Source organism: Streptomyces sp. NPDC088553 (assembly GCF_044752965.1).
In the GTDB taxonomy this organism is placed as follows: Bacteria; Actinomycetota; Actinomycetes; order Streptomycetales; family Streptomycetaceae; genus Streptomyces.
On the sequence record NZ_JBIVMG010000005.1, the window covers coordinates 294,514 to 320,285 of the forward strand.

Consider the following 25,772-nt stretch of genomic DNA (forward strand, 5'->3'; position numbering starts at 1 on the left):
CCGACGAGGGGGTCCCCGCCCGCCGGCTACAGCCGGCTCAGCGACGCCGCTGCCGACAGGACGTCCCTGATCGCCTCGCGGTCGCCGTCCTGGCCCGCCGCCGCTTCCTCCGGGGAGATGTGGCCCGCCACCAGCTGGCAGAACTCCACCCCGTCCATCGCCACCTGCGCCACCACCCGCTCCGGCGAGCCGAGCGCCGCCGGGGAGTCCAGCGCGATGTACCAGTGGCCGCCGCCCGCGCCCTCCACCTCCAGGTGCAGCGAGCGGCCCGCCGCGCCCGCCGCGACCAGATGGCGGGCCGGCGAGGCGAGGCCCGTGCGGCGCCGGTTCGCCAGCGCGCCCGGGAGCAGGCGCGCCGCCAGGTCGATCATGCTGTGCAGATGCGCCCCGCCCGGCGCCGCGTACGGGTAGGCCACCGCGTTCGCGATGTCGTCCGCGTGCACCCAGCACTCGAACGCCCGCTCAAGCAGCGAGTCCCGCAGCGGCAGCGCGAAGTCCTTGTACGTGACCGTCAGGTCGGCCACGCCACGGCCCGCGAACGACACCGTCCGGATCAGCGCGTGGCTCTGGTCCCGCCACGGGCCGCGGATCGTGCGGTTCGGCGGCCGGTCGAGGCCCGACCAGAACGCCTCGGTCCGCTCCGACGGGGACAGCTCCGGGGTCCCCGCGCCCAGCGGGTCCTCCAGGCCGAGCGCCGCCGACACGAGCCCGTCCACCGCGAGGAGATGACCCATGACCCCGGCGACCGTCGCCTTCCGGCGGACGATCCGGCCCTCCTCGTACCACTTCAGCCGGACCGGGGCGTGCCACTCCGACTCGCCGATGTCCCGGAGCAGGGCGTCGAGCCGCGCGGTCTCCGCGTCGTACGGCGTGACCCACTCCGGCACCGGGATGCGCGCCGGCCGCCGGCCCAGACAGTTCTCCAGCACCCGGGACCGCAGCAGCGGGTCGAGGTCCAGATCGCGGTCCTCGTGCAGCAGCGCCACCGCGTCCCGCAGCCGCAGCGCCTCGTCCGCGCACGGCGCGCAGGCCGTCAGATGGTCCTCGACGGCCCGCGTCTCCCCGGGCGAGCACGCCGAAAGCGCCCAGGCCCCGAGAAGGGACTTGAGCACCCCGTGCGTCAGGACGGGTACCTCGGGCTCGGGTTCCACCCCGGGCTTCTCCTCTTCCGGCGCCTCGCTCGGGTCGGCCGTCAGGTCCGCGTGGTCGTCCGCCGCCCGGCGCGGCCCCGGTATCCACGGGGCGCGTGCGACGTCGTCCCCGTCGTCGCCGTTCGCCCGGGTCACCGAGCCCGTCCGTAGCCGGGCGGACCGCCGCCCTCCGCGAAGGGCCGGTTGGCCGAGGAGAGCAACTGGAGCCCGAGGCGCAGGCGCCGTCGCGCCTCGTCCTCGGTGACGCCGAGGTCGGCGGCGGTCTGCCGGTAGTCCCGCCGCTGGAAGTACGCCAGTTCGAGCGCGGCCCGGAGCGGCGTCGGCATGGACGTCACGATGTAGTCGGCGCGGGCCGCGACCGACGCCCGCCGGACCTTCTGCTCCAGCTCCTCCGCCGAACCCCGGCCGGTCTCCGCGTACGCCGTCGTCTCGGCCTGCCGCAGCCGGTGGACGGCCTGTCGCTGCGTCAGCTTGGCCACCCACGAGCGCAGGTTCCCCTGCTTCGGGTCGTAGGCGTCCGGGTTCTCCCAGATGTAGCCGAAGACCTCGCGGGTGATCTGGTCGGCCGCGTCGTCGTCGTCGAGGACCCGGTGGGCGAGGCTGTGCACCAGGGCGGCGAACCGGTCGTACAGCTCGCCGAGCGCGGCGGCCTCGCCGCGCGCCAGCCGCTGCTGCATCCTGCGGTCCCAGCGCGGTGGTGTGTCCATCGCCATATCCGACCCTCGCCCCTCCCGGCTCCGGCGGCTCTCCGCTTCTACTCCAAAGTAGTGTGCCGCCCCGACAACGCACGAGTGTTTGCCGCAAGTGCGCCCTTGACGCGGGCCCGGATGGTAAGGAAAGCGTCATCCCCGCGCCCGGGGGTTTCGGACCGTGCCGGTGGGGCAGGCGGCGACCGTGACGACGATCGAGGTCGACGAGGACGAGTACGGCTCCTGGACGGTGTTCCGTGTCCGGGGCGAGATGGATCTGGTCACCTCCCCCCGGATACGCCGTCGCGTCCACGACGCCGTGGCGGGCGGCCGCCACGACCTGGTGATCGACCTGTCCGCAGTGCGGTTCTGCGACTCCAGCGGGGTGGGCGTGCTGATCGCGTCCCGCCGGCTGCTCCGCTCCTGCGGCGGCCGCCTGCGCCTGATCCTCCCCGAGGACCGGGACGGTCACGTCGGCCACGTCGGCCGGGTCCTCGCCGCGCTCGGCGTCCGGCGCCTCTTCGAGGTGTACGAGGACGTGCCGGGGGCGCTGACGGGGGCGGCGGGGCCGACGGGGCCGGCGGGAACGGCGGGGCTCGCCGACGCGACCGTGCCCGGACAGCGGGTCACCGACCGAATCGCTCCCTGAGCTTGTACTTCAGCACCTTCCGCAGCGTCTCGTTGCGGGGGAGTGCGTCCACCACCTCCAGCTGCTCCGGCAGCTTGTGGACCGACAGGCCCGCCTCCCGCAGGAAGGCCGTCACCGCGGGGAGGGTCAGCGGGGCTGCTCCCGGGGGCTGTTCGACGACGGCGCAGACGCGCTCGCCGCGCTCGGCGTCCGGGAGGCCTATGACGGCGGCGTCGCCGACGTCCGGGTGCCGATGGAGGAGGTCCTCGATCTCCTTGGCCGAGATGTTCTCTCCCTTACGGATGATGATGTCCTTGATGCGGCCGGTCAGGACCAGGTGCCCGCTCGGGGTGAGGTGTCCGACGTCGCCGGTGATGAGGAAGCCGTCCTCGTCGAAGGCGGCGGCCGTCTGCGCCGGGTCCAGATAGCCCCGGCAGACGGCCTCCCCGCGGAGCCGCACCTCCCCGGAGCCGGTGATCCGGATCTCCATGCCGGCCGGCGGGCGGCCCTCGGTGGTGGCGAGGTTCTCGGTGGTGTCGTCGGGCGCGCCCATGGTGATCATGGGGACCTCGGTCATGCCGTACCCGTGGGTGAGCTGGCAGCCCAGCTCCTTCCGTACGGCGTGGTAGATCTCCGGGGGCTTCGGCGCCCCGCCGCCCGCGAGCAGCCGCAGGGTGGGGATGACCGGCTCGCCGGGCTGTTTGCGCTGCTCGGCGAGGAACATCGAGTAGAAGGCGGTGGAGCCGCCGGCGACCGTCACGCCGTGCCGCCGGTACTCGCCGAGGGCCTCGGGCAGCGCGAACTGTTCGAACATGACGGCCGGGAACCCGTACAGCAGCAGCATCACCGTGTAGTCGGGCCCGGCGATGTGCGCGTACGGGAAGGCCATCGAGCCGACGTCTGACGCGGTGAGCTCGAGCGCGTGGGCGAGGCAGGAGCCGCCCGCGAGGAGCGAGCGGTCGGTGTGCAGGACGCCCTTGGGGTCGGAGGTGGTGCCCGAGGTCCAGTAGATCCAGCGGACGTCGGTCCCGGAGGAGGGCGGCGGGGGCAGCACCGCCGGGTCGCCGTCGGGCAGGGAGTCGGGGCCGTACGCCTCGAAGATCCCGTGCGCGCCGAGCCGCCGGGCCATCTCCGTATGGTCGAATCCGCGCCATTCTCCGGGGACGGCGAAGAACTCGGCCTTGGACTCGCGCAGCGCGAAGCCGACCTCCTTGTCCCGGTAGAAGGGGATCACGGGCGTCTGTACGGCTCCGATGCGGGCGAGCGCGAAGGAGAGCACCACGGTCTCGATGCGGGTGGGCAGCTGCCAGGCGACCACCGTGCCAGGCCGTACCCCCATGGCGTGGAGGCCCGCGGCGCAGCGCTCGGCGCGGTCGCGCAGTCCGCCGAAGGTGAGGACCCGGTCGCCCTGGAGGAGGACGGGCCGGTCGGGGGTGAGGGCGGCGCGGCGCTCGACGAGCTCCCAGAGCGTGCGGGCCGAGCCCAGGGCGTGTGCGGTCTGATCCATGACCGGACTCCTCTTGGCTGACGTTCCGTCAGATCGTCCGGTGAGCGTAGAGGCCGGGCGCTTGTCGGTCCAGGGGCGCGGGGCTAGCCTGATGCCGTCAGATCTGACGGTCCATCAGAAACATGGAGGGGTCATGACGGAACTGCCCCGCGTCATCAGCGTCGACGACCACGTGATCGAGCCCGCCCACCTCTTCGAGACCTGGCTCCCGAAGAAGTACCGCGACCGCGGACCCCAGCCCCTCACGGCCGGCATCGGAGAGCTCGCCTACGTCGCCGGCAAGTACCAGATCACGATGGACCCGGACGGCCCGCCGACCGACTGGTGGATCTACGAGGACCTCAAGTTCCCGTACAAGCGCAACATCGCCGCCGTCGGCTTCGACCGCGACGACATGACCCTGGAGGGCATCACCCGCGCCGAGATGCGGCGCGGCTGCTGGGACCCCAAGGCGCGCCTCGCCGACATGGACCTCAACCACGTCGAGGCCTCCCTCTGCTTCCCCACCTTCCCCCGCTTCTGCGGCCAGACCTTCGCGGAGGCCCACGACAAGGAGGTCGCCCTCGCCTGCGTGCGCGCCTACAACGACTGGATGGTCGAGGAGTGGTGCGGCGACAGCGGCGGCCGGCTCATCCCGCTCTGCATCATCCCGCTCTGGGACATCGACCTGGCCGTCGCCGAGATCCGGCGCAACGCCGCCCGCGGCGTCAAGGCCGTCACCTTCTCCGAGATCCCCACCCACCTCGGCCTGCCGTCGATCCACTCCGGCTACTGGGACCCCTTCTTCGCCGTCTGCCAGGAGACCGGCACGGTGGTCAACATGCACATCGGCTCCAGCAGCCAGATGCCCGCCGCCTCGCCCGACGCCCCGCCCGCCGTCCAGGCCTCGCTCAGCTTCAACAACGCGATGGCCTCGATGATGGACTTCCTCTTCAGCGGGGTCCTCGTGAAGTTCCCCCGCCTCAAGCTCGCCTACAGCGAGGGCCAGATGGGGTGGATCCCGTACGCCCTGGAGCGCGCCGACGACGTGTGGGAGGAGCACCGCGCCTGGGGTGGCGTCCGCGACCTCGTCCCCGAGCCGCCGTCCACGTACTACTACCGGCAGATCTTCTGCTGCTTCTTCCGCGACAAGCACGGGATCGCCTCGCTCGACGTGGTGGGGCGGGACAACGCCACCTTCGAGACCGACTACCCACACGTCGATTCGACCTTCCCGCACACCAAGGAGGTCGCCCTCGACCACGTCCAGGGCCTCGACGACGAGACGATCTACAAGCTCATGCGGGGCAACGCCATCCGCATGCTCGACCTGGACCTCGACCGGGGAGTCGACTTCGGGTGGGGCGTCGGCCCGGGGCGGGGTGCCGGCCCCGGGCGGGGCATCGCCTGATGGACCTCTCCTGCACCGACGAGGAGGAGGAGTTCCGCGCCCGGCTCCGGGAATGGCTCACCGCGACCCTGCCCGGACTCCCGCCGAGACCCGACCCGATGGACTGGCCGGCCCGCCGGGCGTACGACTGCGGCTGGCAGCGCCGGCTGTACGACGCCGGGTACGCCGACGTGCACTGGGACGCCTCCCCGACGCAGCGGCTGATCTTCCTGGAGGAGACCGAACTCGCCGGGGCGCCCTACGTCGGCGCCAACTTCGTCGGCCTCCTCCACGCGGGCCCGACGATCGCCGCCGAGGGTACCGCCGAGCAGCGCGCCCGCTGGCTGCCCCCGGTCCTGCGCGGCGACGAGGTCTGGTGCCAGGGCTTCAGCGAGCCCGGCGCCGGCTCCGACCTCGCCTCGCTGCGGACCCGGGCGGTCCGGGACGGGGACGCGTACGTCGTCACCGGCCAGAAGATCTGGACCTCGCACGCGGAGGTCGCCGACTGGTGCGAACTCCTCGTCCGGACGGACCCCGAGGCGCCGTCCAAACACCGGGGCATCACCTGGCTCGCGATGCCCATGGACGCCCCCGGCATCACCGTACGGCCGCTGCGGACGCTCGCCGGCTCCACGGAGTTCGCCGAGGTCTTCCTCGACGAGGTGCGGGTGCCCGTCGAGAACCGGGTCGGCGAGGAGAACGACGGCTGGCGGGTCACCATGGTCACCCTCTCCTTCGAACGCGGCACCGCGTTCGTCGGCGAGGTCGTCGCCTGCCGCCGCCTCCTCGGCGAACTCGCCCGCACCGCCCGGAAGAACGGCACCTGGGACGACACCGTCCTGCGCCGCCGCCTCGGCAGGCTCTCCGCCGAGTTCCAGGCCCTGTGGCGGATCGTCCAGGCAAACGTCAGCGAGGCCCAGGCGACCGGCGGGGTGCCCGGCGCCGGCGGCTCCGTCTTCAAACTGCACTACTCGCACGCCCGCCAGGAGCTGTACGAGGCCGCCGCCGCCGTCCTCGGCCCCGACGCGCTCGACCTCGGCCGCGACTGGACCCTCGACCGGCTGTCCTCGCTCTCGTACACGATCGCGGCCGGCACCTCCCAGATCCAGCGCAACATCGTCGCCGAGCGCATCCTCGGCCTGCCGAAGGGCCGGTGACCCCCGCCATGGACTTCCGACTCACCGAGGACCAGAAGGCCCTGCGACGCGGTGTACGGGACCTCCTCGAAGGCCGCTTCGGCCGGGAGGCGCTGCGGGCGGCGGTCGACTCCGGCGGGACGCTGGACCGCGACCTGTGGCGGGAGCTCGGCGCGGCCGGGTTCTTCGCCCTGCGCCTCCCCGAGGAGGAAGGGGGCGTGGGCCTCGGCCTTCCGGAGGCGGTCCTGGTGTTCGAGGAGGCGGGCCGGGTGCTGCTGCCGGGGCCGCTGGTCGCCACGCATGGGGCGGCGGGGATCGTGCCGGGGGCGGCGGAGGGGGAGGTGGTGGTGACCGAGGTGGCCGAGGGCCTGGTCCCTTGGCTGGACGAGGCGGATGTGGTGCTGGGCGACGCCACGGGGGCCGTACCGATGCGGTCGGTGGATCCGCTCACCCCGCTCCACCGGGTCCCCGTGCCCACCCCCGTCCGCGGGGGAGCGGCGCCTCTCGAAGCCGTCCTGCTCACCGCCGCCGAGCAGGTGGGCAGTGCGGACGCCACCATCGGGGCGGCCGTCTCCCACGCACGGGAGCGGGAGCAGTTCGGGCAGGTCATCGGGGGGTTCCAGGCCGTCAAGCACCTCTGCGCCGGGATGCTCGTCCGCACCGAGCTCGCCCGCGCCGCCGTACGCGCCGCCTCCCTCACCGCCGACCCCGTCGAGATCGCCGGCGCCAAGCTCCTCGCCGACGAGGCCGCGACCGCCAACGCCCGCGACTGCCTCCAGGTCCACGGCGGCATGGGATTCACCTGGGAGGCCGACGTCCACCTGCACCTCAAGCGCGCCTGGGTACGGGCCGGGCTGCGCCTGCCCGCCGCGCGCGCCGAGGAGGCGGTGGCCGCCGGACTGTGACTCCCGCCCTCGCTCTCCGCGCTCTCCGGGTCACGGAATGTTGATATCTGGTTGTGTCCTTCGGCGCGGCCGTCACGGCCCGGAGTCGGCCTCCGGCTCCGGTACGCTCCGTGGGATGCGAGTGCTCGTTGGCCCGGATCGTCCCGGTGTCGCCCCTGAGGTGACTCCGGGCCCGGGAATGCGCGCCGCTCGCGCCCCGAGGACGCGCTCCGCGCGCTCCTGTTCGACTCCCCGCAGCGTGCGTCGCACAGTATGGACTACGCGTACTCCTTCGCGCTGGAATATGCCCGAAGCGCTTGTTGCGGTGACTGTACGTCAACCATGCTGTCTCACAAGGGAATCACGTTCCGTAAGGGCGTCGATGGCTGTGAGGCGCGAGGCGATGTGTCCGCCGGTTCGGATGGTGTGAGCGGTGCAGGTGCTTCAGGTTCAGTTGGAGGTCGGGCCGGACCCGGCGGAGGTGGGGCGAGCCCGGAGGTGGGCCCGGTCGCGGCTCGCCGGTTCGGGCATAGGCGATGACGAGCCGCTGGCCGAGACGCTGGTGCTGCTCATCTCCGAGCTCGTGACCAACGCGGTGGTGCACACCGGCTGTCCGGCCGTGCTGCGGATGCTGTTCGCGGCGGAGGGCGGGGTGCGGGTCGAGGTGGCGGACGCGAGCGACCGCCCGCCGCGGCCCCGGCACGCGGAGGGCGACGACACCAATGGGCGCGGCCTGGAGCTGGTCGACGGCCTCGCGGACCGGTGGGGCTGGCAGCCCGAGGGTGCCGGCAAGAGCATCTGGTGCGAGGTGGACCCGGCTCCGGCCGCGCCTTCGCCGGGTCCGGGGGCGTCGGTGGCGCCCGGCCGGGTGCACTGCTGACGGTTCGCGGCCGGGTGGCCGGCGGCGGGTGCCAGGCGCTGGGTGGCGGGTGCCGGCGGCCGAGCCGGGCGTCACCCGCCCACCCGTCGTCGGAACGGTGCTCAGAGGACGGCGACCGGTGCCACCGGTGTGCCCGTGCCGCCCACGAAGGGCTCGGGCATCGCGGAGAGCAGGAAGGCGTAGCGCCGCTCTTGTGCACAGGCTGTGGACAGAGCTTCCAGATTCCAGTTCTGCCCCTGGAGCATGCCCATCTCGACCAGGTCGAGGGCGTGCACGGGCAGCCACAGATCCTCGATCTCCGGCGGGAAGATCTCGAAGGTGAGGGTGTCGTTGGCGACGGCCGCGACGTCCCGGGCGTGGAACCACTCCGGCGTACGGATCGAGAGCCCGGGTGACGGGAAGGCGTATCCGTGCCGGTCACCGGCCAGGTACGACTGCATCTGACCCGTCCGGACGAGCACGATGTCGCCGGACCGTACGGTCACCCCGCCGAAGTCGGCGGCCTCGTCGAGGTCCTCGGGCGTGACGGCGTGGTCGCCCGGCAGCCGGTCCAGGCCCTTGGCGGCGGCCACGTCGAGCAGGACCCCGCGGCTCACCAGGTGGCGGGCCGTGTGGATGCCGCTGAACTCGGAGCGGCCGTGTGGGGTGATGGTGGCGGCGGGGCGGCCGTTGTAGAGGTGGCCCGAGTGGGAGACATGGGTCAGGGCGTCCCAGTGGGTGCCGGCCTGGAGGCCGAGGGTCACGGCGTCGTCGCTGGTGGCGACCGTGCCGGGGCCGAAGAGCTCCTGGTTGATCTGGACCATGACGTGGAGCGGGTTGACCCGGCCGGGGATCATGCCGGTCTGGACGCCGTCCTGCTTGAGGTCGACGGCGAGGGGGACGCGGTGGCCGGTGCGGACGGTGGCGACGGCCTCCCGTACGACCTCGTCGGTGACGAGGTTGAGGGTGCCGATCTCGTCGTCCTGGCCCCAACGTCCCCAGTTGTTGACGCGCTTGGCGATCTCGTGGAATGCGGCGGGCAGAGACATCGGGGCCTCCGGGGTCTTGTTTTCCGGTATCTGACGGACCGTAGAATCCTGACGACGAATGAATCTAACGGACCGTCAGAAACTGCGGGAGGGGCCGGGCGTGGGGAACTTCTTGGCTGGCAAGGTCGTCGCCGTGACGGGCGCGGGACGGGGCATCGGCCGCGCCGTGGCCCTCGCGTGCGCGGCGGAGGGCGCGAAGGTCGTCGTCAACGACTACGGGGTGTCGATCGAGGGCGGTGAACCGACCTCGGAGATCGCGCTGTCGGTGGTGAAGGAGATCGAGGCGGGGGGTGGCGCGGCGGTCGCGGTCGCCGACGACATCTCGACGATGGTGGGCGGACAGCGGGTCGTCGACGTCGCCCTCGCCGAGTACGGGCGCCTGGACGGGGTCGTGTGCGTGGCGGGCATCCTGCGCGAGCGGATGCTCTTCAACATGTCCGAGGAGGAGTGGGACCCGGTCGTCGCCACGCATCTGAAGGGCACGTTCACGGTCTTCCGGGCGGCCTCGGCGATCATGCGGCGCCAGGGGACCGGGACGCTGATCGGCTTCACGAGCGGCAACCACCAGGGTTCGGTGGCGCAGGCCAACTACTCGGCCGCGAAGGGCGGGATCATCTCCCTCGTACGGTCGGCGGCGCTCGGTCTCCACAAGTACGGGGTGACGGCGAACGCGGTGGCACCGGTGGCCCGGACCCGGATGTCGGCGAACGTCCCGATGGAGCTGAAGGAGATCGGGGAGCCGGAGGACGTGGCGGCCCTCGTCGTCTACCTGCTCTCCGAGCGGGCCCGCGAGGAGAGGATCACCGGCCAGGTCTACACGATCGCCGGCCCGAAGATCGCGGTCTGGGCGCAGCCCAGGGAGCTGCGGGCGGGATACGCGGAGGGCGGCGCCTGGACCCCGGAGCGGATCGCGGACTTCCTCCCGGGGACGGTGGGGGTCGATCCGATGCCGATGCTGGCGCGGCTGGAGGAGATGGCCCGGGCCGCGGCGGCGGGCGACCGCCCCAACGCGGGCACGGGCCCCGGCGCGGGCACGGGCCCCGGCGCCAACGCGGGCACGGCCGGCACCGGGACGGAGGACGGCTCATGAGGGGCGTGGTCTTCGACGGGAAGCAGGTCGAGGTCGTCGACGACCTGGAGGTGCGGGACCCCGGACCCGGCGAGGTGCTGGTGGGGATCGCGGCGGCCGGACTGTGCCACAGCGATCTGTCGGTCGTCGACGGGACCATCCCCTTCCCCCCTCCCGTCGTCCTCGGGCACGAGGGCGCCGGGGTCGTCGAGGCGGTCGGACCAGGGGTCACGCACGTCGTCCCGGGCGACCACGTGGCCCTGTCGACGCTCGCCAACTGCGGGGCCTGCGCGGACTGCGACCGCGGGCGGCCCACCATGTGCCGGAAGGCCATCGGGATGCCGGGGCAGCCGTTCTCGCGGGGCGGACGGCCGCTCCACCAGTTCGCGTCGAACTCGTCGTTCGCCGAGCGGACCGTCGTGAAGGCGGTCCAGGCGGTGAAGATCCCGCAGGACATCCCCCTGACCTCGGCGGCCCTGATGGGCTGCGGCGTCCTCACCGGCGTCGGGGCCGTACTGAACCGGGCGAAGGTCGGGCGGGGCGAGACCGTCGTCGTCATCGGCACCGGCGGGATCGGGCTCAACGTCCTCCAGGGCGCGCGGATCGCGGGCGCGCTGACGATCGTCGCCGTGGACACGAACCCGGCGAAGGAGGCCGTGGCCCGGCGGTTCGGCGCGAGCCACTTCCTGACCTCCACCGACGGGGTACGGGCGATCCTCCCCACCGGCGCCGACCACGTCTTCGAGTGCGTCGGGCACACCGGGCTCGTCCGGACCGCGATCGACCTCCTCGACCGGCACGGGCAGGCCATCCTCCTCGGCATGACCGCGCCGAAGGCGGAGGCGAGCTTCCTGCCCGCCGCGATGTTCCTGGACAAGTCGATCCTGGGCTGCCGGTACGGCTCCTCCCGCCCGCAGCGCGACATCCCGCTCTATGCCGAGCTGTACCGCTCCGGCCGCCTCCTCCTCGACGAACTCGTCACCGCCACCTATCCGGTGGAGGAGTTCGCGAGGGCCGTGGAGGACGCGGAGGCGGGCAAGGTGGCCCGGGGGGTCCTCACTTTCTGAGGGCGCGGTACGCCGCCACGGTCCGGTCGAGGGCCTCCTCGACCGGGGTGGCGACGGCGCCGAGCCGCTCCTCGACGAGCGCGGAGTCGACGACGAACGGCTCCGCGAACTCGTAGCGCATCTCGATCAGTTCGCGCACGGTCGGATTGAACGCGCCCAGCACGTACAGCGCCGCCGTCGGCATCCGGCGCAGCCGGGCGGAGCCGGGGCGGCCGGTGGCGCGGTGGGCCAGGTCGACCAGCTCGCGGGTCGTGCGGGTGCGCGGGTCGTTGGGGAGGTGCCAGACGCGGCCCGGCGCGTCGGGGTGCCGGCCGAGCAGGGCGAGCGCCTCCCCGATGTCGGGGATGAACGTGTAGGTGTGCGGCTGGTCCGGATCGCCGAGGACGGTCGCGGTGCGCCCGGCGAGCAGGGCCGGGACGACCAGGTCGCCGAGGTTGGACTGGGCGCCGCCGCGCGGCCCGAAGTAGTCGGAGGCGCGCCCGATCGCCACCTCCACGCGCCCGGCCCGGTGGGCGGCGAGCAGGTCCTGGGTCATCCGGCCCCGGAGCCTGCCCTTGCGGGTGGTCGCGGCGTCGGGCGTCTCCTCGGTGAACGGGCGGCCCCCGGGCGGCGGCCCGTAGCTGTAGACGTTGTCCATCGAGACCATCCGGGCGCCGCTCGCCTCGGCCGCGGCGAGGACCCCGGCCTGGAGGGCGGGGAACTCCTGCCGCCAGCGGTGGTACGGCGGGTTGAGGGCCTGGTAGACGACGGTCGCGCCGGCCGCGACGGCGGTGGTGAACGCGGGATCGGCCGCGTCGCCCGCCGTCACCTCGACACCGTCGGGGACGGCCGCCCGGCCGGACCGGTTCACGACGCGTACGGACTCCCCCTGACGGACCAGCGCCTCGGCGACGGCCGTGCCGACGGCACCGGAGCCGAAGATCACGTGACGGGGGTGGGTGGTGTGCTTCATGTGTCGACCTCGCGTCGGGAGTCCGGTCCGGTGGTCCGGCCGGGGGGTGATGGCGGGCAGGAGTCCGTGGAGCAGGACGCCGGAGCGGGCGGAGAAGGTGAGCGCCCCGGAGAACGAGCCGGGGAAAACGAGGTGGGCCTCACGGGTGTACGTCGTTACGGTCCTGAGCATGTCCTATCGCGAGCTCGCCACCCGCCCCGTTCTCGCCTGGTCCGCCGTGACCGTCGCCGGCCGGCTCCCCGTCGCCATGGCCCCCCTCGCCCTCGTGTTCCTCGTCCGGGAGCGCCCCGGAGGCTACTCGCTCGGAGCCGTGCTCGCCGCCGCGTACGTCATCGGGGAGATCGTCGCCGCGCCCGTCCTCGGCCTGCGGCTCGACGCCGAGCACGCCCGGCCGCAGCTCGTCGCCGGACTCGTCGTCGGGGCCGCCGGGTTCACGGGTCTCGGGCTCGTGCCCGGGGCGCACCCCGTCGTGCTCGCCGCCCTCGCCCTGCTCGGCGGCGCCGGGCCCGCCGCCGTGCCCGGCGGGCTGCGCGCGCTCCTCACCAGCCTCGTCCCCGAGCGGGCCGTGACCCAGGCGATGAGCATGGAGTCGGTGCTGGTCTTCGCGATCTGGGCCGCCGCTCCCGCCCTCGTCACCGGCCTGGCGCTCGGCGTCGACCCCGCCGTACCCCTGCTGCTCATGGGGGTCCTGCTGGGTCTGGCGGTCGCCGGGCTGTGGATGCTCCCGCCCGGCTGGCAGCAGGCGGCCAAGGGGGACGGCGCGTCGACGCGGCGGGCGCTGCTCCGGGCCTGGCCGGTGTACGTCCTGGGGGCGGCCGGTCTGACGCTGCTCGCGCTCGCCGAGTTGATCCTGCCCGCGCTCCTCGAACAGCGCGGGATCGGCATCGGCTGGGCGGGTCTGCTGCTCGCCGGGTTCTCGATCGGCTCGGCGGTCGGCGCGTTCGCGTACGGCCTCCGGGCCGGCTGGCCGGGCACGCTGACCGCCCAGTCCCTCGTCCTGGTCCTCGCGGTCGCCTCGGGCGTCGCCCTGGTCGCCGTACTGCCCTCGGCGGCGGGGATCGCGGTGGCCCTGGTGGCGGCCGGGCTCCTCCAGGCCCCGGCGAGCCTGGCCCGGAACCTGGCCCTCAGAGAGCTGCTGCCACCGTCGGCGCTCGCCGCCGGCTACTCGGTCATGTACGCGGCGGTGGGGGCCGGTTACGCGGCCAGCGGCACCCTCGCCGGGGGTCTGCTCAAGGTCGTGGCGCCGTCCACGGCCATCCTCTGGGGGGTCGGTCTGACCGGCCTGCTCATCCTGATCGGCGCGGTGGGGGAGCGGCGGCTCGTCCGGGAACGGGAGGACGGCGACCTGGCTCGCCCCCGGCCTCAGGAAGCGGCCTCCGCGGCGGTCTCCGGGGCGGAATCCGGGGCGGAATCCGGGGACGCGGACGCGGCCGTGCGGAACGTCCGCCGGTAGGACGTCGGCGTCACCCCGATCGCGCTCATCAGGTGCACCCGCAGCGACTGCGCCGTCCCGAACCCCGCGTCCTGCGCGACCCGGTCGACGGGCAGGCCGGTCGACTCCAGGAGGTGCCGGGCGCGTTCGACCCGCTGCTGGGTGAGCCACTGGCCGGGACTGACGCCCACCTCGTCACGGAAGCGGCGGGTGAACGTCCGTACGCTCATCGCCTCCTTCTCGGCCAGGTCCCGCAGCTGGATCGGCTCGTGGAGGTGGGCGAGGGCCCACGCCCGCGCGGTGGTCGTCGTGTGGGTGCCGGACTCCGGCAGGGGCCGCTCGATGTACTGGGCCTGACCGCCGTCCCGGTGCGGCGGTACGACGGTCCTGCGGGCGACGTCGTTGGCGACGGCCGTGCCGTGGTCGCGGCGCACGATGTGCAGGCACAGGTCGATCCCGGCGGCCACGCCCGCCGAGGTGAGGACGTCGCCGTCGTCGACGAACAGCACGTCCGCGTCGACCCGCACGCGCGGGAAGAGCCGCTGGAAGTGCTCGGCCGAGGACCAGTGGGTGGTGGCCGGGCGGCCGTCGAGGTACCCGGCGGCGGCGAGCACGTACCCGCCGGTGCAGATGGAGACGAGCCGGGTGCCGGGCCGGATGTGAGCGAGCGCGGCGGCCAGTTCGTCGGTGAGGCGGCCCTCGTCGTAGACCGGGCCGAGCTCGTACGAGGCGGGTACGACGACGGTGTCGGCGGTGGCGAGCGCCTCCGGGCCGTGCTCGACGTGGATCGAGAAGTCGGCGTCGGTGGGGACGGGGCCCGCGACCGGCGCACACGTGACGATCTCGTACAGCGGCCGTCCCCCGGCGTCCTTCGCGCGGCCGAATATGCGGTGCGGGATGCCCAGCTCGAAGGGGAGGAGGCCGGGCAGCGCGAGCACGGCGACGCGGTGCGGGGGCGGTTCGGACGACGGCGGCACGGGCGGTGCTCCCTCCGGAGATCGGTCGAAATTCAGTGGTGGTGTAGACCACGTGGTGATAGGTCTACCTCTCCGTGACGGACAACACGTACAAGTCTGAGGCCGCCGAGCGGATTCCCGCCCCGGCCGAGCCGCCCGCACTGTGGAACCGTAACTTCCGGCTCTTCTTCGTCGCCCGGGCCGTCGCCGTCTTCGGTGAGGGCATGGTCCCGGTCGCCTTCGCCGCCGGACTCCTCGGCGCCGGCCACTCCGGCGCCACCGTCGGCTACGCGCTCGGCGGCTGGACCGCCGCCTTCGCGCTCTTCGTCCTCTTCGGCGGCGTCCTCGCCGACCGCTTCACCGCCCGCCGCATGATGATCCTCGCGGATCTGCTGCGGCTGCCCGGAGCGGCCGTCCTCGCCGTCGCCTTCACCCTCGGCGGCCCGCCCCTCTGGGCGGTGTACACCCTCTCCGTCCTCAGCGGCGTCGGCGCCGCCCTCTTCCAGCCGGGCGTCGCCTCGACCATCCCGCGCATCGCCCCCGACGTGCAGCGCGCCAACGCCGTCCTCCGGGTCGTCGAGGCCCTCATGATCATGGCGGGCCCGGCGGCGGCGGGCGTGCTCGTCGCCGTGTGGAACGCGGGCGCCGCCTTCGCCGTCAACGGCGCGACGTTCGCCGTCAGCGCCCTCTGCCTCACCCTGATGCGGATCGCCCCGATCCCCTCCGACTCGCTGCGGCGCGACTCCCTCGGTGCCGAACTCGTGGGCGGCTGGCGGGAGTTCAAGGCGCGGAACTGGCTCTGGGGCGTCATCGCCATCTGGACCGTGTACGGGCTCACCGTGGCCGGCCCCATGGTGCCGCTCACCGCGAGCCTGGTCACCGGGGACCACGGCTCGGCCACGTACGGCGTGCTCATGGCCGTCAACGGCGCGGGCAGCGCCGTCGGCGGCCTGCTCGCCCTCCGGCTGCGCCCGCGCACCCCCCTCGCGGCGGGCGCGGTCGCCCTCCTCGGCCTCCCCGTGAACCTCGCGCTGCTCGGCCTGGGCGCGCCCGTGGCGCTGCTCGGCGCGGGCCAGTTCATCGGCGGCGCGGCCTTCGCCTTCTGGCTGGTGATGTGGTCGACGGCCGTGCAGACGCACGTACCGCAGGAGGCCCTGAACCGGATGCACGCGTACGACGTGGCCGGCTCGCTCCTGATGATGGGCGTCGGCCGCACCCTGTCGGGGCCGGTGGCGGCGGCGGTCGGCACGGAGGAGGTGCTGCTGGTGGGAGCGGGGATCGCGGTGCTCGTGGTGGGCGCGCTGCTCGCGGTGCGCCCGATCAGGACGCTGCCGAGGGTGTGAGCGGCGGCGCGGGGCCCAGGTGCGTGGCCCGATCCGTTGGAAAGCTGTCATGCGGGCCAATGGTCGGGGCGGGGGCGGGCCGGGATGCTCGGTGGCATGGCCCAGACAACCGAGACTCCCGCCCGCACCCCTGAGGGGTCCCCCGCCCGCACCTCTCGCGTCCACCGCGCCTGGTTCGTCGCGGCGGTCACCTTCGTGACGATCATCGGCGCGGCGGCGTTCGCCTCGCTCCCGGGCCTCCTGATCGAGCCGCTGCACGAGGAGTTCGACTGGTCGCGGGGCACGATCGGCTTCGCCGTCTCGGTGAACCTCGCCCTCTACGGCCTCACGGCCCCCTTCGCCGCCGCCCTCATGGACCGCTTCGGCATCCGCCGGATCGTCGCGGTGGCGCTGTCGGTCATCGCGCTCGGCTCGCTGCTCACGGTGTGGATGACGGCACCCTGGCAGCTCGTCCTCTTCTGGGGCGTGCTCGTCGGGCTCGGCAGCGGCTCGATGGCCCTCGCGTTCGCCGCGACGGTCACCAACCGCTGGTTCGTGGCCCGCCGGGGCCTGGTGACGGGCATCCTCACGGCGGCCGGCGCGTCCGGACAGCTGGTGTTCCTGCCGCTGCTCTCCTGGCTGGTCGAGCACCAGGGCTGGCGCCCGGCGGCCGTGACCGTGGCGCTCGCCGCGCTCGCGGTGGTCCCGTTCGTATGGCTGCTGCTCCGCGACCATCCGGCGGACGTCGGGCTCGCCCCGTACGGCGGCGAGTACGCCGAGAAGCCGGCGCCCGTCACCGGCGCGGCCCGGCGTGCGGTCACGGTCCTTTTCAAGGCGGCCCGGACCGGCCCGTTCTGGCTCCTGGCGGGCACGTTCGCGATCTGCGGGGCGTCCACGAACGGTCTGGTGAAGACCCACTTCGTACCGGCGGCCCACGACCACGGGATGCCGGTGACGGCGGCGGCCGGACTGCTCGCGGTCATCGGGGTCTTCGACGTCGTCGGCACGATCGCCTCGGGCTGGTTCACCGACCGCTTCGAGGCCCGCCGGCTCCTCGCGGTCTACTACGCGCTCCGCGGCGTCTCCCTCCTCTTCCTGCCGATGCTGCTCGCACCGTCCGTGCACCCGCCGATGCTGTTCTTCATCGTGTTCTACGGCCTGGACTGGGTGGCCACGGTCCCGCCGACGATCGCCCTGTGCCGCGAGCACTACGGCGAGGACTCGGCGATCGTCTTCGGCTGGGTCCTCGCCTCCCACCAGGTGGGCGCGGCGGCCGTCGCGTTCGCGGGCGGAGTGGCCCGCGACGTCTTCGGCTCGTACGACCTCGTCTGGTACGCCTCGGGCGCGCTGTGCGCGGCGGCGGCGCTGATGGCCCTGGTGATCCGCCGACCCCGCACGGAGACGGTGTCCCTGGCGGGAGCATGATGGCCGCGAGGGGGTGATCGCGCATGAGCGGTCAGGACACGGGTGTGCGGGAAACGGGCCTTCGGTCCGTGAACGAGCGGGACGACGGCCGCACGTACAGCAGGATGCTGTGGGCCTCGGTGCTCGCGCTGGCCCTGGAGGGGGCCGTCGCCCTGATCCTCCTCGTGGTGTTCGGTGACGCCGGGCAGCCGGAGCCGGGCGAGGAACGCCTCAGCGCGCTCACCCTCCTCGCGCTCCCGCTCCTCTCGGTGGTCTGGCTGGTTCCGGCGTTCGCCGTCTCCGCCGCGCTCGTGCTGCCGATCGTGCTCCTGGGCGAGGCCCTGACGCGCCGGCTGGGCGGCCGTCCGACCGGCTGGCAGCTGCTCCTGTCGACCGCCGCGGGGGCCCTGCTGTGGCCGCTCGCGGGCGGGCCGGGCTGGCTGGTGGCCACGGTGTGCCTGGCCGCGGCGGTGCTGGTCACGCGTCACGCGCGGCGGGGTTATTTCGTGGCGCTGCTGGTGTGGGGGACGGTGACGGTGCTGACCGTGTTCCTGCTGGGCACCGTGGGCCTGCACACGGGCGTGATCGAGGCCTGAGGCGCCGGCGCGCTGAGACGTTCTCGCACTCAGACGCTTTGGCGCTGGGACGTTTTCGCGCTCAGGCGCCTTCGCGTCTAGGCGCTGAAGCGCCCGAACCTCCCCCGGTGGAAGAGCAGCGGATCCCCGTCCTCCTCCGCCCCCAGCGACTCCACCCGCCCCACCACGATCAGGTGGTCGCCGCCGGTGTGCACGGCGGTGATCGCGCAGTCGATCCAGGCGGGCGTGCCGGCGAGCCTCGGGGAGCCCGTGACCGGGGCCGGGGTCCAGTCGACGCCCGCGAACTTGTCCGCCCCGCTGACCGCGAACGACCGGCACAGCGGGCCCTGGCCGGCGCCGAGGATGTTGACGCAGAAGGTGCCCGCGCCCGCGATCCGGGGCCAGGTCGTCGACGTACGGGCGACCATGAAGGCGACCAGGGGCGGGTCGAGGGAGAGGGAGGCGAAGGACTGGCAGGCGAATCCGGCCGGTCCTTCCGCGTCGAGCGCGGTCACGATCGTGACCCCGCTCGCGAAGTGGCCGAGGACGCGGCGGAACTCGGCCGGGTCGACGGGCGGTCGCTCGTCCTCCCGTACCGCGCGCAGTACCGGCCGGGGCAGTGGTTCCACGGCCGTCGGCGAACCGGCCGCTCTCAGGTGTCGGACGACGGTGGCCGCCATCCCCGCGTGTCCCATCACGTCATCCATTGAACCTGACGGTTCGTCAGATGAGAAGGGGGCGGAGACCGCGGGAAGCCCCGCACGCGAGAGCCCCCGGGGGCGACGGCAGGACCGCCGCCCCGGGGGCTCCTCACTCGTACGACCGCGGGATCAGCCGGCGACGGCGCCCGTCGGCCGGGACCAGGCGACACCCGAGGTGTGCCCGGTGCGGTGGGCGGTCACCCTGACGGTGATCCGGGTCCCGCGCTGGGCCTTGGTGAGCGTGAACGTGGCGCGGGTGGCCCCGCTGATCGCCCGTCCGTTCGCGTACCACTGGTACGCGAACGAGGTCGGCGCCGGCGTCCACGTGCCCCGGTTCACGGTGAGCGTCCGCCCGACCTTGACCGTGCCGGTGACGTAGGGCGCCTTGGTCGCCTTCGGCGCGTAGCCGTACGCGACGGCGTACCCGACCGTCGTGTACGTCCCGCTGAGGTGCCCGGTGCGGTGCGCCGTCACGGTCACCGAGAGCTTCTTGCCGACGACGGACGCGGGCGGGACGTACGAGGACCCCGTGGCACCCGCGATGGCGACACCGTTCGCCCGCCACTGGTAGGCGTACGAGGTCGGCGCGGGCGCCCAGGTGCCGACGACGGCCGACACCTTGCTCCCGACCCGGGTGGCGCCGGACAGGTACGGGACCTTGGTGGGCTTGGGCGCGAGGCCCTTGACGACGAGGTACCCACTGACCGCCGTGACGACGGGATGCCCGGCCTTGCGGGCGGTCACGGCCAGGGACAGCTGCTTGCCCTGGAGGGCGGCGGGGATCGTGTACGTGGCGGCCGTGGCTCCCGCGATCGCGACCCCGTTCGCCCGCCACTGGTACGCGTACGACTCGGCCGCAGGCGTCCAGGACCCGGCCCGCGCCGTCACCTTGCCGCCGACGACGGCGGTGCCGGTGATGCCGGGGGCGGCGGTGGCGCGGAGGGGCGCGGCGACGGTGAACGTGCCCTTGTCGTACTCCCAGCCGTTGTGCGTGAACACGCTCAGGCTGCGCGCGCCGAGGCTCACGCCCGTCAGATCGAGGGCCGCCGTCAGGCTGCGGCGGTCGGGCGCGACCGACACCGTCGTGGACCGGCGCCACGCGCCGTCCGTCCCGAGGACCGCCACCTGGTCGTTCTCGTGCAGCGCGGTGCCGGTGAGGGTGACGGTGATCTTCCCCGCACCACCCACGGCGGGGCTCACGGTGCCGATGGCCGGCTTCTCGACGCCGCAGTACGTGTCGGTGCACGTGGCCGTGGCCCGCACCGCCGTGGACGCCTGCGCGGGCTGTGCCGGGAGCCCGATGACGAGCGTCGACGGCCGGGACACCCGCGGCGAGGAGTATCCCGGTACGGAGCAGCGGTAGGTGTCGCCCTCGCTGGTGTACGACCCGCGGCAGACGTCCTCGGAACCCGACTCGGCGTAGAGCCGGGGGGTCGGAGACTGCTCGAAGGAACCCGCCGGTGTGAGCGCCAGGCTGAAGTCGTCGCCCTCGGCGGTCGGCAGCACCGCGCAGATCGCGGTGTGCTGCTCGCTGAGGGTGCCGACGAGAGGCCCGAAGCCGTAGCTGACGTTCGGGACCTTGACGCACTCGGGCGCGGGGCCGCTCGCCGTGCCGATGCGCAGCGCGTCGAACCGGTAGGCGGGGGCGCTCGACCAGTCCTTGCTGATGAGCACCTGGTAGGCGGCGGAACCGGTGGCCGCGCAGCCCTTCGCGTAGGAGCCGCAGACGAGCTCGCCGTTCGCGTCGTAGGCGCTGAACAGTGCTCTGCCCTGCGCGTCGCGGATGCCGAGGTGCAGGGTGTCCCTCGCGTCGGCCGTGGTCACCCGCAGGCACAGGAAGGTGTCGTCCGCGGGCATGGCGCCGCCGCTGGACGGGCCGCCGACGGCGGTGGCCGGGGTCGTGACGCAGCCGCGTGCGGTGGCGGTGAGGTCATGCCGGGACACGGTGCGAGTGCTGCCCCAGTACGCGTCGGAGAGAAGGACCGTGTGCGAGAGCCCCGGGGTGAGGGCGCAGGAGGTCCATCCGCCGGACGACAGGAAGCAGACCCGTTCCCCGTTCGAGTCGAAGACCGACAGGCTTCCCGACCAGTGGGACGGACCGAATCGGATGAACTCCCCGCCCGTGTGGTCGTCGGCGGGGATGGAGAGGCACTGGGCGAAGTCCCCGCCGCCGATCGTGACCACCGCCCGCGGGCTGTCCGCCGTGAAGTCGCCCGCAGGCAGCACGGGGCAGGCATTCTCGGCGTCGGTGCGGTGCAAGGCGAGGTGGTAGGCGCCCGTCATGGTCGGGGAGCCGATGAGGGTGCCGTACATGGTGACCAGGGCACGGTGCGGACCGGGGCCGGTCAGCTCGCACGCACCCGCCTCCAGGGCGTCGGAGGCGCAGATCTTCTCGCCTCTCGCGTCGACGACCGTCACCTCGGGATACGGCGTGGCGCTGCCGTACGACCGCGCGGCGGCCAGGTGGGCGCCCTCGGGCAGCGGCAGGGTCAGGCAGTCGACCTCGCCGACCACGTCGAACGTGGCGTTCGTGTTCCCGCCGATGGTGGCGGTGGTGCAGCCCGCCGCGGAGGAGCGGTCGAGGATCTGGACCGGGTCCTCCGTGACCACGGTGTAGCGGGTACCGGCGGTGAGGCGGCACACCTCCGCCCACGCCTCGCAGACCGTGCCGCCGTCCGTCCCGTACACGGTGAGCCGTTGCGCGGAGGAGCCCTCGACGGCGTGGACGTCGTGCGGGGCGGTGGCGGTGGGCGTGAAGGTCGCGCACGCCGTACCCGGCGAGGTGGTGGGAACCGAAGCGAAGTCGTGGACCGTCAGGGAGGCGCAGCCCGCGGGGTCGGAGAGCCGGCGGATTTTCTGGGTGTACGTGACGGGGTAGACCGGGGCGGAGCCTCCCACCCTGGTCAGCACCCGGTAGGGGCCTCGGCCGGGAAGCACGCACCCCGTCGACCCGTCCTGGTTGAACTTGGGACAGATCTGGTTCCCGGTCTTGTCGGTGATCCAGGAGGATGCCCCGCCGCTGCCGGTCCTGGTGTCGACGGTGATGCGCTCACCCGGCAGGCCGGCGAAGTTCTGGCAGAGGAGGGCGAAGCCGCTCTGTGCCGTTCCGGTGACGGGCTCCGCGTCGTAGCGGGTGCTCACCTCGGTGCCGCAGGCCGCCGTGGCAGCGAGGGGCTGGACGGCGAACGCGGCCGATGCCCGGCTCGTACCGCCGTTGGTGGCCCGCAGGGTGTACGTACCCGCGTGGCCCGGCCGGCACCAGGTGCGCGTGTAGGTGCGCGGGTCGAAGCAGTCGAGCGGCGTCTCGCCGTCGTAGAGCCTGGCCGTCACGGAGCCGTCCCCGTTGCTGAGCAACTGGTGCGGTCCCGGCTCGTCCACGGTCACCGTGAAGCAGGCGGTGTCGTCCGGCTCCAGCGTGACCCGTCCGATCGCGTCCCCGGGGTCGCCGCCCAGCGGGGCGAGCGCCAGGGCGGGGCACGGGTCGGTGGTGGGTTCCGTGCTGGGCGTCGGATCAGCCGTCGGTTCCGTCGGGTTCGGCGACGGTTCGACGGTCGGCGTCGGCGCGGGCGTCGGCTCGCCCGTCGGGTTCGGCGCGGGCGTCGGGTCCGCCGTGGGGTCCGGCGTCGGCTCGTCCGCGGGTGCGGCGTTGACCGTCGGCGTCGGTGTCGCGGCCGACGCGGCACCCGTCGGGAGCATCGGCCCGACCAGGGCCGTCAGCAGCGCAGGGACCAGAAGGAGCGATCTTCCGGATCTTCGGGACTTTTTGCGCGAGCGCGCGGAGTTGGGCATTCCGTTCCCCCCGGAGCGGCAGTGTCAGGCATATGCGCTGCACACCCTAGGGCTCCGGTACGACAGCCTCCGCTACCGCCCCTCGTACCGCGCCTCCCTCCGCTCCACGAAACTCGCCACCCCGTCCTTCGCGTCCCGCGTCGTCATGTTGATCTCCTGCGCCGCCGCCTCCGCCGCGAAGGCGGCGGCGCGGTCCGCGTCCAGCGACGCGTTCACCAGCTGCTTCGTCAGCGCGAGTGCCCGCGTCGGACCCTGGGCGAGGCGCTCGGCCCACTCCCGGGCCGTCTTCGGCAGTTCCTCCGCCGGGACGACCCGGTTCACCAGGCCCATGCCGTGCGCCTCCGCCGCCGACACCGCGTCCCCGAAGAACATCAGCTCCTTCGCCCGCTGCGGCCCGATCAGCCGGGGGAGGAGATAGGCGCCGCCCCCGTCCGGGACGAGCCCACGGCGTACGAACACCTCGATGAACCGCGCCGATTCCGACGCCAGGACCAGATCGCACGCGAACGCCAGATGCGCCCCGATCCCCGCCGCCGTCCCGTTCACCGCCGCGATCACCGGCTTCTCGCAGTCCATGACGGCCCCGATGAAGCGCTGCGCCCCGAGGCGGATCATCCGGGCCACGTCCCCCGCCACCGGTTCCCCGGCGGACGGCGCACCCCGCAGATCCGCGCCCGCGCAGAAGCCGCGCCCGGTGGCGGTGAGGACCACCGCCCGGACGTCCGGGTCGGCGGAGGCCTCGGCGAGCAGGGCGATGATCCGTTCCCGCTGGTCCCTGGTGACCGCGTTCATCGCCTCGGGGCGGTTGAGCGTGATCCACGAGACGCCGTTCTCGACGGCGTGCAGTACTTCGGCCATGACCGGTCTCCTCAGCGACAGACCGCGAGCGCGTCCAGGGCCACCGCACCCTGTCCCCGCGGCAGCACCATCAGCGGGTTGATGTCGAGCTCGGCGAGGTCGCCGTCGAGTTCCAGGGCCATCCGCTGCACCCGCAGCACCACCTCGACGAGCGCGTCCACGTCGGCCGGCGGCGCGCCCCGTACCCCGTCGAGAAGGGCCCGGCCGCGCAGCTCGCCGAGCATCGAGCGCGCCTCGGACTCCCCGAACGGCGGGACCCGTACGGCCGTGTCGTTGAGGACCTCCACCAGGACCCCGCCGAGCCCGACCGTCACCGTCGGACCGAACAGGTCGTCGCGGGTCACGCCCACCACCATCTCGACCCCGCGCCCGACCATCTGGCAGACGAGGATCCCGTCGAGGTCGATCGACTCGAAGCGGGCGATGTCGGTGAGTTCTCGGTACGCGTCCCTGACCTGGCTCGCGGAGGTCAGCCCGACCTTCACCAGGCCCAGTTCGGTCTTGTGGGCGAGCTGCGCGCCCGAGGCCTTCATCACGACCGGGTAGCCGACGAGCCCGGCGGCCCGGACGGCCGCCGCCGCGCTGGTGACGAGCTGCTCGCGCGGCACCCGAATCCCGTACGCCCGCAGGAGCTGCTTCGCCGCGTGCTCGCTCAGCCGCCGGCCGGGCCGCATGAGGGCCTGGGCCTTGCGGAAGGAGGGGGAGGGGGTGCGGGGTGCCTCGTCGAAGGGGGAGCGGTAGGCGGTGGTGAAGCGGTGGTGGTCGAGATAGGCCTTCACGGCCCCGATGCAGTTGGCGAAGGTACGGAAGGTGGCGACGCGCGAGGAGCCGAGCAGGGTCGTGCGGTACGCGTCCTCCGTGCCGACCGGCGACCCCCACACCACGCACACCAGCTTGTCCGTCGCCTCGGCGGCGTCGACGAGGTCCTGGGCGAGCTTGTCGCTCATGGGCGGGAAGGGGCCGGTGATCGGACAGATCAGCACGCCCACCGACGGGTCGGCGAGGATCGCGTCGATGATCTTCCGGCCGCGCCAGTCGCCCACCGGGTGGCCGCCGTTGTCTACGGGGTTGGAGACGGAGAGGTACTCGGGTATCCACTCGTGCAGTTCGTCCTGCTTGGCCTGCGGGAGGGTGGGCAGCTGGAGACCCGCCTCGGTGGCCAGGTCGGCGAAGTGGGCACCCGTACCGCCGGATATGGAGTAGACGACGACGCCGTCGGCCCGCGGGCGGCGGGCGCGGGCGAGCAGGGTCGCGGTGTCCTGGAGCTGGTCGAGCCCGTCGACCCGGATCACCCCGAACTGGCGCATGGCCGCGTCGACGACCTGGTCGGCGCCGGTGAGCTTGCCGGTGTGGGAGGCGGCCGTACGGGCCCCGGTCTCGGTGCGGCCGACCTTCACGGCGACGACCGGGACGCCGTGACGGGCGGCCCGGTCGGCGGCGAGGAGGAAGGAGCGGCCGTCCTTGAGGCCCTCGACGTAACAGGCGATGGCGCCGACCTCGGGCCGTCCCGCGAAGTACGAGATGAAGTCGGAGGTCTCCAGGTCGGCCTCGTTGCCGGTGGGCGCCCAGTGGGAGAGGCGGACGCCGAGCTCCTGGAGGGTGAAGACGGGCCGCCCCTGGTGGCCGGACTGGGTGATGAGGGCGACGGCGGGGCCTTCGAGGTCCTCGCGGAAGCGCTCGAAGGCGTTGAGGTTGGTGTTGGGGCCGAGGAGACGGAGTCCGGAGCGGCGTACGGCTGCGGCGAGACGTTCCTGCGCGGCGGCCCCGGCCTCGCCGGTCTCGGCGAAGCCGGAGGCGAAGGCGACCGCGAACCTCACCTTGGTCTCGGCGAGTTCCTCGATCACGGGGAGCGGGTCGGCCACGAGGAGGACGGCGAGGTCGACGGGTTCGGTGAGCGCGCCGACGGAGGGTACGCAGTCGATCCCGAACACGCTGGTACGGGTGGGGTGCACGGGCACCAGCCGGGCGCCGACCCGCTCGGCCCAGGCGAGCAGCTGCCGGGTGATCCCGGTGTTGGGCCGGCCCTCGGCGTCGGACGCGCCGACGACGGCGACGGACTCGGGCCGGAAGAAGCGGTCGAGGTCGGGCACGGCCGCGTGCAGCGGGCGCCCGCTGACGTCCTGGTCGCCGGGGGCGGCGGCGACGCCGTGCACGGTGGTGCGGGGCGACTCCCCGCAGGCGACCACGCGGGCGCGGAGATCGGTGGTGAAGGTGCCGTGAGTCGATCCAAGCATGTGTTCCGCCCGCCCTTCACCCATCCGTATACACCTGACGCTCAGTCAGATTACAGAACTGACGCCCAGTCAGGAATAGGTGTGAGGCGGCCCGTGTGAGGCGGCCCTCGTGGGGCGGCGGGTGTGGAACGGATTCCCCGG

21 protein-coding genes are annotated in these 25,772 nt (G+C 73.3%); 11 read left to right on the forward strand and 10 right to left on the reverse strand.

Features of this window, described 5'->3' with window-relative positions:
- Nucleotides 1-26: 26 nt before the first annotated feature.
- Nucleotides 27-1,286 (reverse strand): maleylpyruvate isomerase N-terminal domain-containing protein, encoded by a 1,260-nt coding sequence (locus ACIP8Z_RS18120; RefSeq protein WP_402084458.1) that lies wholly within the window; start codon nt 1,284-1,286, stop codon nt 27-29.
- Nucleotides 1,283-1,864: a sigma-70 family RNA polymerase sigma factor gene (locus tag ACIP8Z_RS18125; RefSeq protein ID WP_266968060.1), complete on the reverse strand. Its 582-nt coding sequence runs from the start codon at nt 1,862-1,864 to the stop codon at nt 1,283-1,285. Before ACIP8Z_RS18125 ends, ACIP8Z_RS18120 begins: the two co-directional genes overlap by 4 nt.
- A 181-nt stretch (nt 1,865-2,045) precedes the next feature.
- On the opposite strand from ACIP8Z_RS18125, the gene ACIP8Z_RS18130 reads away from it, so the two are divergent.
- Nucleotides 2,046-2,489, forward strand: coding sequence for an STAS domain-containing protein (locus tag ACIP8Z_RS18130; protein ID WP_402084461.1), 444 nt, complete (start codon nt 2,046-2,048; stop codon nt 2,487-2,489).
- Here ACIP8Z_RS18130 and ACIP8Z_RS18135 read toward each other — a convergent pair.
- Nucleotides 2,467-3,975 carry a class I adenylate-forming enzyme family protein gene (locus tag ACIP8Z_RS18135; RefSeq protein ID WP_402084464.1) on the reverse strand — a complete coding sequence of 503 codons (1,509 nt, stop codon included), beginning with the start codon at nt 3,973-3,975 and terminating at the stop codon, nt 2,467-2,469. The two genes, ACIP8Z_RS18130 and ACIP8Z_RS18135, sit on opposite strands and share 23 nt — an antisense overlap.
- Before the next feature lie 133 nt (nt 3,976-4,108).
- Here ACIP8Z_RS18135 and ACIP8Z_RS18140 point away from each other — a divergent pair, with 133 nt between their 5' ends.
- The 4 genes from ACIP8Z_RS18140 (at nt 4,109) to ACIP8Z_RS18155 (ending at nt 8,244) form a co-directional block, all read left to right on the forward strand.
- On the forward strand, nt 4,109-5,365 hold the full coding sequence (locus ACIP8Z_RS18140; RefSeq protein ID WP_402084467.1) for an amidohydrolase family protein: 1,257 nt from the start codon (nt 4,109-4,111) through the stop codon (nt 5,363-5,365).
- Nucleotides 5,365-6,501 carry an acyl-CoA dehydrogenase gene (locus ACIP8Z_RS18145; protein WP_402084469.1) on the forward strand — a complete coding sequence of 379 codons (1,137 nt, stop codon included), beginning with the start codon at nt 5,365-5,367 and terminating at the stop codon, nt 6,499-6,501. Before ACIP8Z_RS18140 ends, ACIP8Z_RS18145 begins: the two co-directional genes overlap by 1 nt.
- An 8-nt stretch (nt 6,502-6,509) precedes the next feature.
- Entirely contained in the window at nt 6,510-7,385 is an 876-nt protein-coding gene (locus ACIP8Z_RS18150; protein WP_402084471.1) for an acyl-CoA dehydrogenase family protein, read from the forward strand.
- 412 nt (nt 7,386-7,797) lie between these two features.
- Nucleotides 7,798-8,244 (forward strand): ATP-binding protein, encoded by a 447-nt coding sequence (locus tag ACIP8Z_RS18155; protein ID WP_319310892.1) that lies wholly within the window; start codon nt 7,798-7,800, stop codon nt 8,242-8,244.
- A gap of 101 nt (nt 8,245-8,345) precedes the next feature.
- Here ACIP8Z_RS18155 and ACIP8Z_RS18160 read toward each other — a convergent pair whose 3' ends face one another.
- Nucleotides 8,346-9,272, reverse strand: a complete 927-nt coding sequence (locus ACIP8Z_RS18160) for a cyclase family protein (RefSeq protein ID WP_375881505.1) — start codon at nt 9,270-9,272, stop codon at nt 8,346-8,348.
- A 100-nt stretch (nt 9,273-9,372) separates the two neighbouring features.
- Here ACIP8Z_RS18160 and ACIP8Z_RS18165 point away from each other — a divergent pair, with 100 nt between their 5' ends.
- The gene (locus tag ACIP8Z_RS18165) at nt 9,373-10,362 is read left to right on the forward strand and encodes an SDR family oxidoreductase (RefSeq protein ID WP_402084474.1); all 990 of its coding nucleotides are present in this window, start codon (nt 9,373-9,375) and stop codon (nt 10,360-10,362) included.
- The gene (locus ACIP8Z_RS18170; RefSeq protein WP_402084476.1) at nt 10,359-11,408 is read left to right on the forward strand and encodes a Zn-dependent alcohol dehydrogenase; all 1,050 of its coding nucleotides are present in this window, start codon (nt 10,359-10,361) and stop codon (nt 11,406-11,408) included. The genes ACIP8Z_RS18165 and ACIP8Z_RS18170 overlap by 4 nt, the downstream gene beginning before the upstream one ends.
- Here ACIP8Z_RS18170 and ACIP8Z_RS18175 read toward each other — a convergent pair.
- On the reverse strand, nt 11,398-12,531 hold the full coding sequence (locus ACIP8Z_RS18175) for an NAD-dependent epimerase/dehydratase family protein (protein WP_402084478.1): 1,134 nt from the start codon (nt 12,529-12,531) through the stop codon (nt 11,398-11,400). The genes ACIP8Z_RS18170 and ACIP8Z_RS18175 overlap by 11 nt on opposite strands.
- Here ACIP8Z_RS18175 and ACIP8Z_RS18180 point away from each other — a divergent pair.
- The gene (locus ACIP8Z_RS18180; protein WP_402084481.1) at nt 12,530-13,813 is read left to right on the forward strand and encodes an MFS transporter; all 1,284 of its coding nucleotides are present in this window, start codon (nt 12,530-12,532) and stop codon (nt 13,811-13,813) included. The two genes, ACIP8Z_RS18175 and ACIP8Z_RS18180, sit on opposite strands and share 2 nt — an antisense overlap.
- Here the strand turns inward: ACIP8Z_RS18180 and ACIP8Z_RS18185 are convergent.
- Entirely contained in the window at nt 13,723-14,769 is a 1,047-nt protein-coding gene (locus tag ACIP8Z_RS18185) for a GlxA family transcriptional regulator (RefSeq protein ID WP_402084483.1), read from the reverse strand. The genes ACIP8Z_RS18180 and ACIP8Z_RS18185 overlap by 91 nt on opposite strands.
- 74 nt (nt 14,770-14,843) lie before the next feature.
- On the opposite strand from ACIP8Z_RS18185, the gene ACIP8Z_RS18190 reads away from it, so the two are divergent.
- The 3 genes from ACIP8Z_RS18190 to ACIP8Z_RS18200 all read left to right on the forward strand — a co-directional run bounded on the left by ACIP8Z_RS18190 (nt 14,844) and on the right by ACIP8Z_RS18200 (nt 18,070).
- Nucleotides 14,844-16,091, forward strand: coding sequence for an MFS transporter (locus ACIP8Z_RS18190; RefSeq protein ID WP_402084486.1), 1,248 nt, complete (start codon nt 14,844-14,846; stop codon nt 16,089-16,091).
- A gap of 96 nt (nt 16,092-16,187) precedes the next feature.
- Nucleotides 16,188-17,495, forward strand: coding sequence for an MFS transporter (locus tag ACIP8Z_RS18195; protein ID WP_402084489.1), 1,308 nt, complete (start codon nt 16,188-16,190; stop codon nt 17,493-17,495).
- A gap of 23 nt (nt 17,496-17,518) precedes the next feature.
- A complete protein-coding gene (locus tag ACIP8Z_RS18200) occupies nt 17,519-18,070 on the forward strand; it encodes a hypothetical protein (protein ID WP_402084492.1) in 552 nt (183 codons plus the stop codon).
- Between the two features lie 77 nt (nt 18,071-18,147).
- Here ACIP8Z_RS18200 and ACIP8Z_RS18205 read toward each other — a convergent pair whose 3' ends face one another.
- From ACIP8Z_RS18205 to ACIP8Z_RS18220, 4 genes are all read right to left on the reverse strand, one after another.
- On the reverse strand, nt 18,148-18,744 hold the full coding sequence (locus ACIP8Z_RS18205; RefSeq protein WP_402084494.1) for a flavin reductase family protein: 597 nt from the start codon (nt 18,742-18,744) through the stop codon (nt 18,148-18,150).
- Between the two features lie 135 nt (nt 18,745-18,879).
- The gene (locus ACIP8Z_RS18210) at nt 18,880-22,446 is read right to left on the reverse strand and encodes a hypothetical protein (RefSeq protein WP_402084496.1); all 3,567 of its coding nucleotides are present in this window, start codon (nt 22,444-22,446) and stop codon (nt 18,880-18,882) included.
- Between the two features lie 165 nt (nt 22,447-22,611).
- Nucleotides 22,612-23,397: an enoyl-CoA hydratase/isomerase family protein gene (locus tag ACIP8Z_RS18215; RefSeq protein ID WP_402084498.1), complete on the reverse strand. Its 786-nt coding sequence runs from the start codon at nt 23,395-23,397 to the stop codon at nt 22,612-22,614.
- Nucleotides 23,398-23,408: 11 nt separating this feature from the next.
- The gene (locus ACIP8Z_RS18220; protein ID WP_402084501.1) at nt 23,409-25,631 is read right to left on the reverse strand and encodes an acetate--CoA ligase family protein; all 2,223 of its coding nucleotides are present in this window, start codon (nt 25,629-25,631) and stop codon (nt 23,409-23,411) included.
- Nucleotides 25,632-25,772 lie beyond the last annotated feature (141 nt).

Coding starts and splice junctions, on each gene's coding strand:
- ACIP8Z_RS18135 (WP_402084464.1), bottom strand. CDS start 3,975: ATGGATCAGACCGCACACGCCCTGGGCTCGGCCCGCACGCTCTGGGAG.
- ACIP8Z_RS18220 (WP_402084501.1), bottom strand. CDS start 25,631: ATGCTTGGATCGACTCACGGCACCTTCACCACCGATCTCCGCGCCCGC.
- ACIP8Z_RS18170 (WP_402084476.1), top strand. CDS start 10,359: ATGAGGGGCGTGGTCTTCGACGGGAAGCAGGTCGAGGTCGTCGACGAC.
- ACIP8Z_RS18210 (WP_402084496.1), bottom strand. CDS start 22,446: ATGCTCCCGACGGGTGCCGCGTCGGCCGCGACACCGACGCCGACGGTC.
- ACIP8Z_RS18125 (WP_266968060.1), bottom strand. CDS start 1,864: ATGGCGATGGACACACCACCGCGCTGGGACCGCAGGATGCAGCAGCGG.
- ACIP8Z_RS18140 (WP_402084467.1), top strand. CDS start 4,109: ATGACGGAACTGCCCCGCGTCATCAGCGTCGACGACCACGTGATCGAG.
- ACIP8Z_RS18180 (WP_402084481.1), top strand. CDS start 12,530: ATGTCCTATCGCGAGCTCGCCACCCGCCCCGTTCTCGCCTGGTCCGCC.
- ACIP8Z_RS18150 (WP_402084471.1), top strand. CDS start 6,510: ATGGACTTCCGACTCACCGAGGACCAGAAGGCCCTGCGACGCGGTGTA.
- ACIP8Z_RS18195 (WP_402084489.1), top strand. CDS start 16,188: ATGGCCCAGACAACCGAGACTCCCGCCCGCACCCCTGAGGGGTCCCCC.
- ACIP8Z_RS18175 (WP_402084478.1), bottom strand. CDS start 12,531: ATGCTCAGGACCGTAACGACGTACACCCGTGAGGCCCACCTCGTTTTC.
- ACIP8Z_RS18145 (WP_402084469.1), top strand. CDS start 5,365: ATGGACCTCTCCTGCACCGACGAGGAGGAGGAGTTCCGCGCCCGGCTC.
- ACIP8Z_RS18205 (WP_402084494.1), bottom strand. CDS start 18,744: ATGGGACACGCGGGGATGGCGGCCACCGTCGTCCGACACCTGAGAGCG.
- ACIP8Z_RS18215 (WP_402084498.1), bottom strand. CDS start 23,397: ATGGCCGAAGTACTGCACGCCGTCGAGAACGGCGTCTCGTGGATCACG.
- ACIP8Z_RS18160 (WP_375881505.1), bottom strand. CDS start 9,272: ATGTCTCTGCCCGCCGCATTCCACGAGATCGCCAAGCGCGTCAACAAC.
- ACIP8Z_RS18200 (WP_402084492.1), top strand. CDS start 17,519: ATGAGCGGTCAGGACACGGGTGTGCGGGAAACGGGCCTTCGGTCCGTG.